Annotated in this window: 9 protein-coding genes; 2 read left to right on the forward strand and 7 right to left on the reverse strand. The window is 69.3% G+C overall.

The annotated features are described in order from the left end of the window. Window positions 1–617 precede the first annotated feature (617 nt). The 4 genes from ACQP2E_RS09590 to ACQP2E_RS09605 all read right to left on the reverse strand — a co-directional run bounded on the left by ACQP2E_RS09590 (window position 618) and on the right by ACQP2E_RS09605 (window position 6,573). On the reverse strand, window positions 618–1,271 hold the full coding sequence (locus ACQP2E_RS09590) for a hypothetical protein (protein ID WP_433829964.1): 654 nt from the start codon (window positions 1,269–1,271) through the stop codon (window positions 618–620). 51 nt (window positions 1,272–1,322) lie between these two features. Next, complete coding sequence (locus ACQP2E_RS09595) at window positions 1,323–2,615, reverse strand: DUF4832 domain-containing protein (RefSeq protein ID WP_433829966.1); 1,293 nt, start codon at window positions 2,613–2,615, stop codon at window positions 1,323–1,325. Between the two features lie 8 nt (window positions 2,616–2,623). Then, complete coding sequence (locus ACQP2E_RS09600; protein ID WP_433829968.1) at window positions 2,624–5,146, reverse strand: HAD-IC family P-type ATPase; 2,523 nt, start codon at window positions 5,144–5,146, stop codon at window positions 2,624–2,626. 827 nt (window positions 5,147–5,973) lie between these two features. Then, a complete protein-coding gene (locus ACQP2E_RS09605) occupies window positions 5,974–6,573 on the reverse strand; it encodes a TetR/AcrR family transcriptional regulator C-terminal domain-containing protein (protein WP_433829970.1) in 600 nt (199 codons plus the stop codon). Window positions 6,574–6,993: 420 nt separating this feature from the next. On the opposite strand from ACQP2E_RS09605, the gene ACQP2E_RS09610 reads away from it, so the two are divergent. Beyond that, window positions 6,994–7,962, forward strand: a complete 969-nt coding sequence (locus ACQP2E_RS09610; RefSeq protein ID WP_433829972.1) for a glycosyltransferase family 2 protein — start codon at window positions 6,994–6,996, stop codon at window positions 7,960–7,962. A gap of 7 nt (window positions 7,963–7,969) precedes the next feature. Further along, window positions 7,970–9,067, forward strand: coding sequence for a glycosyltransferase (locus ACQP2E_RS09615; protein ID WP_433829974.1), 1,098 nt, complete (start codon window positions 7,970–7,972; stop codon window positions 9,065–9,067). Between the two features lie 790 nt (window positions 9,068–9,857). On the opposite strand, the gene ACQP2E_RS09620 is transcribed toward ACQP2E_RS09615, so the two are convergent. From ACQP2E_RS09620 to ACQP2E_RS09630, 3 genes are read right to left on the reverse strand one after another with little or no spacing between them, the layout of a single operon-like run. Beyond that, entirely contained in the window at window positions 9,858–11,372 is a 1,515-nt protein-coding gene (locus ACQP2E_RS09620) for a hypothetical protein (RefSeq protein WP_433829976.1), read from the reverse strand. After that, on the reverse strand, window positions 11,369–12,298 hold the full coding sequence (locus tag ACQP2E_RS09625) for a hypothetical protein (protein WP_433829978.1): 930 nt from the start codon (window positions 12,296–12,298) through the stop codon (window positions 11,369–11,371). Before ACQP2E_RS09625 ends, ACQP2E_RS09620 begins: the two co-directional genes overlap by 4 nt. A 50-nt stretch (window positions 12,299–12,348) precedes the next feature. Then, window positions 12,349–12,657 carry a DUF3349 domain-containing protein gene (locus ACQP2E_RS09630; RefSeq protein ID WP_433829980.1) on the reverse strand — a complete coding sequence of 103 codons (309 nt, stop codon included), beginning with the start codon at window positions 12,655–12,657 and terminating at the stop codon, window positions 12,349–12,351. Between the last annotated feature and the right edge of the window lie 2 nt (window positions 12,658–12,659).

The following is a 12,659-nucleotide window of genomic DNA, read 5'->3' on the forward strand; positions in this document are numbered from 1 at the left end:
CTCGGCTGGCGCTCACGGTCGCGTGTAAGCCGAAATAGCGACCGTAAGCACGAGCCGGTCCGGTCCGGCTTGTCTTTGTGGTCGCGCGGACGCGGCAAACGCGACCGCGAGCGCAAGCCGGCCCCGGCCTTGCCCCTGTTGATCTCGCCTGGTCCCTGATCCGCGACAGGAACGGTCGCTCGTCAGGATCTGCGGGCCGGAGCACTCGTCCCGCCGAATCGTCATCAGGAACCTCGCGAAATACCCTAAAACGACCGCCCGCAACGGCGGCCGCCGGGAAGTTGTGAGCTTCTGGCCGACCGGACGGCTGAACCGCACAAGATCTGTGGCAACGCCTCGCAGCGAGAGCTGCCGCCCCGCCCGAACCCGAAGCCGGCCCGCAGGATGGCGAATCTCGAGCGGGCTGAGATCGCCTGGATCGCGACCAGGAAAACGTGATAAGTCGGACTCGGCGACGGCGCCTGCGGTCACCCTCCCAACTGGCTGGCGCTCACGGCTGCCAGCTGTCGACAGCCGGCGACCATAAGCGCCAGCCGGTGGCCGTGAGCGACAGCCGGTGGCCGTGAGCGACAGCCGGTGGCCGTGAGCGACAGCCGGCGATTGAGGGCTTGGCTGGGTCAGGCCGGTTGGAGGGATCTGGAGGGTTGGGGGCGGGATGCTGTCAGCCACACCGTCAGGATCAGGGCTAGCTCGCCGAGGTTGCTCAGCCACAGGATCGACGCCCCGGCGCCGGCTGCTGCGAACATCGCCACGCCGCCCACCAGGAGCCACGGCCAGCGGGCTCGGGCCAGTAGGGCCGAGCCTACCCCGATCATGACGAGGATTGCGATGATGGCGGGGATCGGGGGGCCGTTCGCGGCGGCGTTCGTGTAGCGCAGGGTGTCGGCGTACCGGGTCGGCTCCAGTTCCAGCGTGACGATGTCGGCCCAGGCGCCGAGTGCGATCAGTGCCACGGTCAGCGCTCCGAAGACTGCGGGCGCGACTTGGCCGGCGAAGAAGCCGTATCGGCGGCCCAGCCCGACCGCCACCATGATCAGCAGCGGTACGAGCAGCGCGTGCGTGACGTAACGGGGGAGAGACAGCGCCTCCAGCAGGTCGCCGAAGCCCAGTGTGCTGCCGAGCGCCACGATCGCGTTGTCGTAGATCAGCGCGAGGATGACCAGCACCAGCAGGGTCAGCGTCCAGTCCGGATCCCGGCGGCGCAGGGTGATCACGAGAGCGAGCAGGACCACTTCGGCGACGACGATCAGTCCGAAGAGCGCGCTGACCATGAGCGGCATCCGTTTCGTTGGGGGAAACGCTGTTGCCCCAACGTAGACGGATCACCGCGTGACGGTCAATGTCGTGTTCAGCGCATTCGTGCCGTCCGCCTGCGACCAGACGCCGTCGTTGGCGAGCCGGATCGCGTACGCCGGGGTGGACGCGAGCCTGGCCGACGGGTCGGGCAGGCTCAGCGAGAGTGGGTAGGAGCCCAGTTTCGACGGGGCAGTGAACGACACACTCAAGGTGATCGACTTCCCCGGTGACCACGTCCGCAGATCAGCAGGGACAACCACCGCCGCGGACGAACCGACGAGCAGTTTCACCGGCCGATTCGCCGCCGGGGAGGCGTACCCGACGTTGGAGAGCGTGACGCGCGCGGTGACCTTGACCCCCGGCTTGGTGGTGGCGGGGAGGACCGCTGAGGTGAGCCGGATCCGATAGCCGAGATCGCGTGCCGCGGAAGCGAGGCCGTCGGCGCCCCACGAATCCAGCACGTCGGCGTTGAACGAGGGGTTCAGATAGGTCCAGTGGTAGGCCGCCATCTCGGCGCGGGCGTTCGCCCAGCCGGACCGGTTCGACACGGCGCAGGTCTCGCCGCCGACCAGGATGTTCTGCTTGGCGAGCCAGGCACGGTCGTCGCCGATGTAGGTGCCGTAGTCGGAGTCATCGGCCAGGAAGCAGTCGTTGTGGATGCCGACGCGGGCGTTGTCCGGGAGCAGCCTGCGCTTGTACTGCGGGGTACGCACCTGCACCGGCACGCTCGCCGGAGTGGCGGCGAGCAGCGCGGACAGCACCTGCTTGCGGTCCGACCAGTCGGTACGCGTGAAGTTCCGGGTGTAGTACCACTCGCCCCACCGGCCGATCAGGCCTGCCTGGACGGCCGTGATGATGTCGGCGTTCGCGGTGAGGACCGTGCCGAGCTGCCTGATGTGCTTGAGGACCCGGGCCAGTGGCGCGTCGGCGTCCGAGGTGGCGGTGTACGCGAACCGGACCACCATCTTCGCCCCGGCGGCCCGGGCGGCGGTGAAGTCGGCCCGGATCCGGTTCAGGTCGGCCGCCGAGATGGTGTCGGTGCCCTGGTACTTCTCCAGGTAGAAGATCCGGAAGACCAGGGTGTGCGCGTCGTCGACCCGGGCCTGCTCCAACGAGGCGGTGTCGAGCGGGACGTAACCGGTGCCGTCGGCGTACAGATGGGTCTCGGTGTAGGTGAAGAAGCCGCGCCCAGGGTTGGCGATCTCGGCGGTGGACGCGCTGAAAGCGCGGGTGACCGACGCGGGTTTGGTCGCGGCGCAGGCGGCGCCGGGAATGAGGACGGCAGCCGCGGCGGTGGCGGCGGTGAGAACCCTGAGCATGGCCCGAATTATCGGTGGGCTTTCTCCCGACCTGAGAGGTCCTCGAGGCCCAGCAACCGGTCGAACAGCCGGAACCGCAGCACGATCGTCAACGTGCCGTACCACAGCAGCAGCGCCGGCAGCACCACGAAGAACACCGGCTTGGACGGCCCGATCAACCCGAAGTACTGCCAGAAGACCGGTACGCAGAGGATCGCGCTGAACGTGATGCACAAGCCCAGCACCAGCAACGCCGGCCGGGTGTCACCGGTCGGCGCGGTCCACGCGGCGAACGCCTTGGACCGCGGCGCCAGGAACAGGATCAGCCCGAACGACGCGAAGCAGAAGAACGTGGAAAGCCCGGTCTGCGCCAGAATCGTGGCCGAGGCGGTGGTGAAGTCGGCGTCGATGCCGTAGGTGAGACCGGTGTAGCTCTCGAACTCGGAGATGATCTCGTGCGGTGTCCGGCGTCCTGAGTTGAAGCCCTTCACGATCATTTCGTAGAGGGCGGTGTAGACCATTGCTCCGAAGGTGGCCGTCACGACGGAGGCCGGGAGCACAAACCTAACGATATTTCGCAACATGTCCGGATCGGGCCGCGACGGCTTCGCCCAGAACGTCAGGAACACCGTCGGCACCCCGACCGTGAACATCGTCAGCCCGACCTGGGTAGGCGAGTACGGGAACCCCAGCCCCAGCATCGTGACCGTGAGAATCACCAGCCCCTGGCTGACCACCCGGGCGAGGAAAATGTACAACGAGATCCCGATCCCGTTGATGATCTTCCGGCCCTCCTGCTGAGCCGGTGGCAGCGCCGCGAACGAGTCCTCCACCAGCACGATGTCCGCGACGTCCTTGGTGACCGCGCTGCCGCTGCGCATCGCCACACCGATGTGCGCCTGCTTGAGCGCCCGGGCGTCGTTCACCCCGTCGCCGATCATCGCGACGTACCGGCCCTGCCGCCGCAGCGACCGCACGATCCGTTCCTTGTGCTCCGGCGCGACCCGGCCGAAGACCGCTGTCCGGGCCACGACCGCGTCCAGCGCCGCGTCCTCCAGGTCGTCGAGGGCCGCACCGGGGACCGGCTCCTCGGCGTCGATCCCGGCGCGGCGGGCGATCGCGGCGACCGTACGCGGATCGTCGCCGGAGAGGACCTTGAGCGACACACCCTCGGCGTGGAATCGCTGCACCGTCTCCACCACTTCGTCCCGCAGCTCGTCGGCCAGCGCCACCAATGCCACCGGAATGAGCATCGGCAGCTCCGGGTGGCCTTCGGCGTCACGCAGCCCGCCATCCTCGGCGCGGGCCAGCAACAGCACCCGCAGGCCGAGCCCGGTCCGTTCGGTGACCTCGGCGGCCGGTACCGGCGTACGCAGCCGATGCGCCAGCGAGTCCGGGGCGCCGAGCACCCAGGTGCCCTCGTCGGCGACGAGACCCGACCATCGCAGCGAGGAGGAGAACGGGACCTCGTCGCGTACCTCCCAGGGGTCACCCGGCAGCGCCGCGATCAGCGCGAGAGCCGTCAGGTTCGGCGTGGTCGCGTTGTGCGCGAGGCTGCCCAGCGCCGTGGAGACCTCGCCGTACTCGTGCCCGCCGAGCGGAACGATCTCCTCCAGGGTCAGCTGCCCGGTGGTCAGGGTGCCGGTCTTGTCGGTGCACACCACGTCCACGTTGCTGACCGACTCGACCGCGTTGACCTGCTGCACCAGCGCACCGTGCCGCGCGATCCGGACCGCACCGGCGGTATAGGCGAGGGCGATCAGGAAGAACAGCCCATAGGGTACGAGTCCGGACAGCACCGCGGTGATCTGCACGACCCGCAGAACGCTGAACCCCTCGATGGCGGCCTGCGCGATGATGGCGCCGCTCATCAGCGCGGTCAGCGCCATGACGAGCCGCACGATGAACTCGATCCGCCGCTGCAACGGCGTCTTGTCGGTGGTCGACCGCCGCGCCTCAGCGGTGAGCCGCCCGGCATAACTGTGTGCGCCGACATCGCGCGCCAGCTGATGCCCGTCCCCGGCCACACAGAGGCTGCCGGACCGCAGCTCGTCACCCGGATGCTTCACGACCGGGTCGCTCTCCCCGGTCAGCAGCGACTCGTCAGCTTCCAGCCGCCCGCCGTCCAGCAGCGGCCCATCCACCACGATCTGGTCGCCGGGCCGTACCCGCAGCACGTCCCCACGCACCACCAGGTCCGGAGCGATCTCCATCTCCTGACCGTCCCGGATCACCACCACCCCGGTGCGGTCCAGCAGCTGCAGCCGGTCCAGCTTGCGCTTCGCCCGAATCTCCTGCGCCGCGCTGATAATAGCGTTGATCAGGCCAAGCCCGACACTGATCAGCGCATCGCTGTACCGCTCCAGTGCCAGCAGCGCCGCACCGATCACAAAGAGAATGAGATTGAAGAACGAAAATACGTTCGTCCGCAGAATCTCGCCATAACTCCGCGACCCACCCTGCACCGCGGTGTTCGCCTCGCCACGACGCCGCCGCGCCTCAGCCTCAACCCCGGTCAGCCCTTCGGCCGGCGCGAGCATCACCTGTTCCATTCGATCGCCCCACCCCAAAGGTACATTCCGGACGCGACTTTTTGTACGCGTCACCCGACTTCACCAACCGCATCAACCACCTCCAGCCCCCTCGCCACCTGCGGCCCCTCCCTCCGGCGCCCACCCCACCACCCCCAGACCCCCGTCACCCCAAAACCCACCCCGCCCGTCCCCGGCCCCGTGCCGCGCCTGGCCCCGGCCCCGTGCCGCGCTTGGCCCCGCCTCGCTGCCGCGCGGAAAGGCCGGCGTGTCGATTTAGGGTTCAATCCACGCCCGAAATCGACACGCACACTGCGAATCGGCTGGCCGTGTCGACTAAGGGTTCGAATCACGCCCGAAATCAACACGCGTCGGTGGTTCGTTCACCCGTTGGTGCTCGTCGGCGGCGGCGGCGGCGGCCACGGGCTCGCGCGGCGGCGGCGGGGCTGAAGGCTCACTCATCGGTGCGGCCGTGGCTCGGGCGTTGCCGGCGACCAGCTTTGGTCGCTCTGTGTCTCGTGTCGGCGGCCATCACAGCAGATCTTGGTAACTGGCGGAGCATGGAGGCACCACGATGTTCCACACATCGGCGGCTCACCGGCAATGCCGTGACAGGGAGTAACAATCCGCAGCCAGAAGTCTCCAAGATCAGTCCGGCTGGTTCTCGCGGTCGTCTCAAGGCGCCCGAAGCAACCGTCGCAGCCGGCCAGCAAAGATCGAACGCCTCTGCGCCGGCGTTCCGTGCGCTGATCGCCCCTGGGCCGGCGTCCGGGCTGACTGGCAGTTACGGCCGGCCGGTGCTCGCGGTTGTTTCGGCGTGGATGCGGCAGCAGGGAAGCCCGGCTGGGTCAGATCTTGGTGGACAGGAGGTGGTCCATGCCGGCTATGAAGATCCGCAGGTCGAATTCGAGCTGGGCGTCGCCCGGCTGGAACTGGTTGGCCATCAGGCGGCGCGTCGTACGGTAATCCTCCGGCGGTGCCGTGGCCAGCGCCTCCTGGATCTCGGTGACCTGCGGGTGGACGCCGTAGCGGTCGATCATGATGGCGTCACGGGCCGAGGAGAAGACGAACTCGGCGATGAATCCGAGCGCCCGGGCCGCCTCCTGATCGTCGAAGCCGGCTGCCATCAGCGTTTCGGCCAGCCGTTCGGCCGGGGCCAGGCTGGAGAGTCCGCCGACCGGGACCCGGACGTACTCGAACAGCGCGCCGGTACGCACCATCGCGGCACGCATCGTCCTGGCGAAGTGCCGGGTGGCGTCGCGCCAGTCCGCGTCCGGTGGCGGTTCGTTCTCGCCCACCTCGGAGTGCAGGACGTTCAGAGCGACCAGTTCGAGCAGCCCGTCCCGGTCGCTGACATGGTAGTTCAGCGCTTTGCGGTCCACGCCGAGGCGCTCCGCGACGGCCTGCATGGTCAGCGTCGCCGGGTCCATGGTGCGGGCCTCGGCCACGATCCGATCCCGGCTGATCCGAGGCGGACGCCCGCGCCTGCGAGCCGGCCCTTCACTGCGGCGAGCCGGAGAAGCCGGCCCTTCAGCGCGGCGTCCCGAAGGACCCGGGGACGGTTCCTCTGAACTGGATGCCATATCGCCCGTTCGCCCCCTTGTTGCCGCCCGCCGGGGCACAGCATATTTCCCCCAGCGGGAAGTAAGCCACATCACCCTATTGACCTCGCGGTGACCTGCGCTTTAGTTTTCCCCCACGGGGAATTATTAACCCGGCCGTAACACACTCGGGGCCCGTCGAGAGGACCTTCCCGTGGCACCACCGCCCCGGCTTTCCGTTACGGACACGGCCTGAGGTACTGAGTTCGCTCAATGGTCGAGGGCTGTTTCCGCAGCCCTCGCCTTGGCTCCCTAACGTCGGCCCACATGCCGACCGATCCGGATGTCAGCGTCGTCATCCCGACGTGCAACCGACCGCAACTCGCCGCCCGCGCCGCCGAGTCCGCCCTCGGGCAGACCCACCACGACCTCGAAGTGATCGTCGTGGTCGACGGGCCGGACGACGCGACCGTCAAGGAACTGTCCGGCATCGGCGACCCCCGCCTGCGCGTCGTGGTGCTGCCCGAGCGGGGCAAAGCGCCGCGCGCCCGCAACATCGGCGCCCTGGAGGCGCGGGGGCGGTTCGTCGCACTGCTCGACGATGACGACGAGTGGCTACCCGTCAAGATCGAGACGCAGTTTGCGCTGGCGCGGGCCTCACACAAGAGGCTCCCCATCGTTGCCAGCCGCCTGATCAACCGAACCCCGCGCGCCGACTCCGTCATGCCCCGCCGGTTGCCCAGCCCGGGGGAGCCGCTCAGTGAGTACTTCACCGTGCGGCGCGGCCTCTTCTACGGCGACGGCTTCATCCAGACCTCGACGATCATGGCGCCGACCGAGCTGCTGCGGGCCGTCCCGTTCACCGTCGGGCTGCGCCGCCAGCAGGAGCTGGACTGGACGCTGCGGGCGATCCGCCACGAAGGCGTCGAGCTGATCTACGCACCGGAGCCGCTGGTGCTGTGGCATCAGGACGAGGACCGGCACCGGATCAGCCTGGAGATGCCGTACGAACAGCAGCTCGCCTGGCTGCGCGCCAACCGGGAGCTGTTCACGCCGCGCGCGTACGCCGCCTTCACGCTGAGCGTGCTCAGCTCGATGGCCGCGCCCGGCCGCGAGATGAAGCACTTCCGCGAGCTGCTCGCCGAGGCCCGCGGCCACGGCAAGCCCGGCGCGCTGGACTATCTGACCCACGCGCAGATCTGGGCGCTGCCGCCGGCGCTACGTGCCCGTCTCCGCGACCTGATCGTGGGCCGCCGGGATCAGCCCGCCGAGGCCCAGCCGGTCGATGTCCACTGAACCGCGAGTGACGATCTGGCGCAGCGCCCTGCTCGCCGGATCGGAGACCTTCATCCGCGGCCAGGGCGACGCCCTGACCCGATGGCGCCCGTCCTACCTGGGCGCCACCCGCACCGCATCACCGCTGTCCCGTGCCGACGACGTCATCACGTTCGCCGGCGATCCGCGTGCCTTCCTGCGGCTGCGCCTCACCGGCGACTCACCGCGACTGCGCCGCGCCCTGGCCCAGCAACGTCCCGATCTGGTACACGCCCACTTCGGCGGCGACGGCTGGCTGATCAGCGGAGCCGCCGGCTACTTAGGAAAGCCCCTGATAGTCACCGTGCACGGCCACGACGTCACCCGCCAGCCCGACGCTCCCGGCCTGCACGGCCTGCGCTACCGCCGCAATCTGCGCACCGTCTTCCACCGCGCCGCCCTGATCATCGCGGTCTCCGAGGTCATCCGCTCCCGGGCCATTGCCTGCGGCGCCGACCCGGAGAAGGTGCGCGTGCACTACACCGGCGTACCGGTCCCGGCCGCGCCGCCGGTGGTCCCGAAGCGCTGGGACGTAGCGTTCGTAGGCCGCCTCGTACCCAAAAAAGGCGTGGACGACCTGCTCACCGCCCTGTCCACGATGCAATCCCCGCGAGCCCTCTTCATCGGCGACGGTCCCCTGGAGCAGTCCCTGCGAGCCCGAGCCGAACAGCTGCGCCTCGACGCCACCTTCCTCGGCAGCCACCCACCCGAGATCGTCCAGCGCCACCTCGCCGAATCCCGCATGCTGGTAGCCCCGTCCAAAACCGCCCCCGACGGCGACACCGAAGGCCTGCCCACCACGATCCTGGAAGCCGCCGCCCTGGGCCTCCCGGTGGTGTCGACCCGCCACAGCGGAATTCCCGAAGCGGTCACCGACGGCGAGACCGGCCTGCTCTGCGGAGAGGGCGACCCGGCAGCTTTGGCGGCGGCGATGACCCACCTGCTCTCCGACGCCCAGCTCCGCCACCGCCTCGGCGCCCAGGCCCACCGCCGAGCCACAGCCGACTTCAACCTCACAACCCAAACCAAAAAGCTCGAATCCCTCTACGACGAGGCGACCACCCTCCCCCTTTCAATACGGAATTAGAACCCCCACAACCGCATCAACCACCTCAAGCCGCCCCAGCCCCCTGCGGCCCCTCCCGCCGGCGCCCCAAGGCGCCACCCCCGGCGCCCCCAAACCCGCCCAAAAACCACAAACCCAAGCCACCCGCCCGCGATCGTCCCCTCGGGGTCGCAGGGGGCGGCCGCTCGGGTTCCGCCATTCGTGGATCGCTAGCGGGCCCGGGGTGTTGTGCGGTTTCCCGGGGCAAGGTGCCGCTCGGAGATCTTGTGCGGTTTAGCCGGCTGATCGACCACAAGCACACGAGTTTGCGAGGCGGCCATCCGTGACATGCCGTTTTCGGGTGTTATGCGTGCTTTGTGGTGCTGCTCTGCCGCGACGGCGAGTGGACGGCAACGGATCTTGGAGAGTGGCGGGTGTTCTATGCCTACCGGTTTCCCAGGGTCGGCCAACGCGGTGCTTCACCGTTTCGACGTGGTGAACGGGGTGCTTCGCCGATCTTGTGGAGTTCGGCGAACCGTTTGCGCGTTACTCCGCAAGATCGGCCGGGCTTTGTTCGATCTTGCGGAGTTATGCGGACACGCCCGCGCGTAACTCCGCAAGATCGGCCACGCCTGCGCGTAACTCCGCAAGATCGGCCACGCCCGCGCGTAACTCCGCAAGATCGGCCACGCCTGTTCGATCTTGTGGAGTTGTGCGGGCACGTCTGCGGGGAAGTCCACAAGATCCAGGCAAAGCGGGCCGGGGCGGGCAGAGTGCGGGGCGGGGCAGAGCGCAGGATTTGGTGGATCGGGCTACTTTGGGCCGCGGGTGTTCAGGGTTTGCGGATTTGGTGTAGGGCTGTTCGGGCGGCCTTCTTGCCGGTGCGTAGCGCGCCTCGCACCGCCGTCGCTGCTCGGCCCGGGACGGTGCCCTTCAGCAGCGCGATGATCCGGTAGGCCCTGGCCAGTTCGGTGTCGCGGACGGCCAGCCTCTGCTCGTACCAATTGATCCTGGTCTGCGCCTCGCCCAGCTCTCGCGCCAGGCGGTCGTGAGCCGCCGCGACCTCGCGGAACGCCTCGACGCCGGGGCGGATCGCGGCGCCGCCGGCTGCCGCCTCGATGCCGGCCATGGCTTCGATCAGCTCGGCCAGGTCGCCGGGCGCCGCTTCGATGAAGTGCCGCAGCGCCGGACCCGGATCCTGGCTCTCGCCCAGCCCGAGATCGTGCAGCCGCCCGTCCTCGCCCACGACGATCTCGTCGGCGTCGATCCCGGCGAGCTCACCGCCCTGCCACGATGTCAGCAGCGACCGCAGCGCCGGCAGATCCCGGCCCCGCGCGGCGTCAAGCAGAGCATCGAGCAAATTCCACCCGGCGGGCACCGGCGACGGCGCGTCGAACAGGTTCCACCCGGCGGGCATCGGCGACGGCGCGCCGAGCGAGCTCCCGCCGGTCGGCGCCGACAACGGGCTGTCCGGCTTTGTGGCCTGCTGCGTCCAGCCCTGCGATGTCCGATTCAGATGATGGACCGGGCCTGATTCGGTCGCCAGCACCACCTCCGGCAGCGTCGCCTGCCCGCCCTTGGCGGCCAGCACGAACCAGCCGGGCGCAAGGTCCGCGGCCAGGTCACTGTTCAGCATTTGTACGGCAACCGGCCGCGGATCCGCCAGCACCGGCCCTTCCGGAGTACCCGCTCGACGCAGAGCCCCCGAGAAGAACCCGTGCAGCGAACGATCACCCAGAGCCGCAGAGCTGGCCAGCAGACGGGGTGACCGCGGCGAAGGATAGGCCGCGTAGTCCCGCAGCACGGACATCCCGGCGCCCACGATCCGCTCCCGTAACTGGGGGAGATTGGCAGGCGCCCCGCGATCGCCGCCATCCCAGTCGCCGGAGCCCGGCTCCTCGGACAGGGCCAGCAGGCGGTGCAGGCCGGCCGGGTTCTCGCGGCCGAGCAGCAACTGTCCGCCGGGCCGCAGCACCGCGAGCAGCGCCCCAAGACTGTCTTCCCAGGTCAGGCCGTCGCTTTCGGTCGTGACGGTCCGGTCCAGGCCGTCGAGGGCCAGCACCGTGTCGTACGCCGGAACAGCCGCGAGCTTCTCCAAACTGCCACAGCACACCTCGAAACCGGCGCGCGACGCATACCGCGCGGCCAGCGCTTCGGCGTCGGGCACACCGCGTACCAGGACGGTGATCTGCCGGGCCGGCACCGCGTCGATCAGCGGGAACGAGTGCGGCCCGACGATCAGCGTGTGACCGCGCGCCGCGGCGGCAAGCGTGGCCAGGGCGGCCCCGCCCGCCGGGTCGGTGTCGGACCAGTGCGGCATCTCGCCGCCGAGCAGAAGCGGGATCATGCGACAGCCTCAGGTTTACGCGGCGGGGAAGGCTCGCTCAGCAGGGAAGGGTCACCCGGCGGGGAAGGCTCGCTCGACGGGGAAAGCTCGCTCGGCGGGGAAGCGGAGCCGGACCATCCGAACAGCGCTCGCAACTCGGCCGGCGTCAGCAGCCGGTCAGCGCCGAGCTCGTCCACAGCGACGGCATGAGCCACCACCGGATCCACCCGCGTACCGTGCAGCGCGGCCCACTGCCTGCGGATCCGTTGCCGGCCGCCGAACAGGTCCTTTTCGTCGCGCAGCTGCATCGGGTCGCCGTACACGGCCGGCTCGCATCCGGCGAGCGCGCCGTAGAGGACCGCGCTGCACAGCCGATTCGACGCCACCCGCTCATGCCGCAGCAACTCGCCGAGCTGCCGGTCGAGGAAGCCGGGGTCGAGGTCTTTCCACCAGCCACCCCGATAACCGTGGCAGATCACCCGGAACCCGGCCCGCTCGTAACGGCGGCGAACCGCGGCGGTGCGGTACTCCTGCCAGTAGAGGCAGACCGTCACCGGCCCCGGTTCGGTGTCCTTGATGTCGGCGATCAGCCGGTCGTGGTCACCCTGGACGTGCTGGCCCTCCCAGCCGTGGAACGGGTACCAGATGGTGCCCTCGCGCGGCTCCGCCGGCGACGACAACGACGGCTGTGTCATGGCCAGCAGGTAGGCCAGGGGAGCGCCGGTGACGTGCACCCGACGCCGCCCCATCGACCAGGCACGGCGCCGGGTCCGCTCGCTCCAGACGAACGAGGGGACACCGGGCACGTACTCGTGGTCGGGCGCGAGGCCGTCCCCGATGTTCCAGCCGTGCTGAAGGTACCCGCGGATCCGGGGCGGATCACCCTGGAAACCGCAGTACCGGGCCATCACGTACGAGTGGCCGTAGTAGTGGTTGGCGTGGTGCACGACCCATCGAAACGTGCCGAGGCGTCCGCCACGAGAACGTGAGGCGTCCGTCAGTTGTCGGGTGGGTCGGCCAGTGGCCATCCACCGGCCGCCAGGTGCGCGGACACCCGTACGACGTCGTCCGGCGTGGCGTTCTGCAGGACCGTGGTGCTGATCATCTCTTCGATGTCCTGCGCGGTGATCGGCTCCGCGGACTGCGCGGCGAGGTCACGGGCGATGCCGCGTACCTCGTCCTCGCTGAGCGTGCGCCGCAGCAGCCCGAGCAGGACGACGTAGTCCCGCCGGGGAACGCCGTCGGGATATCCGGCGCGCAGCCACTCGACGGCCCGGGTCAGGAAGTTGGAACGGGAGTCGGCCATCG

The organism is Actinoplanes sp. CA-015351 (genome assembly GCF_050955685.1).
In the GTDB taxonomy this organism is placed as follows: Bacteria; Actinomycetota; Actinomycetes; order Mycobacteriales; family Micromonosporaceae; genus Actinoplanes.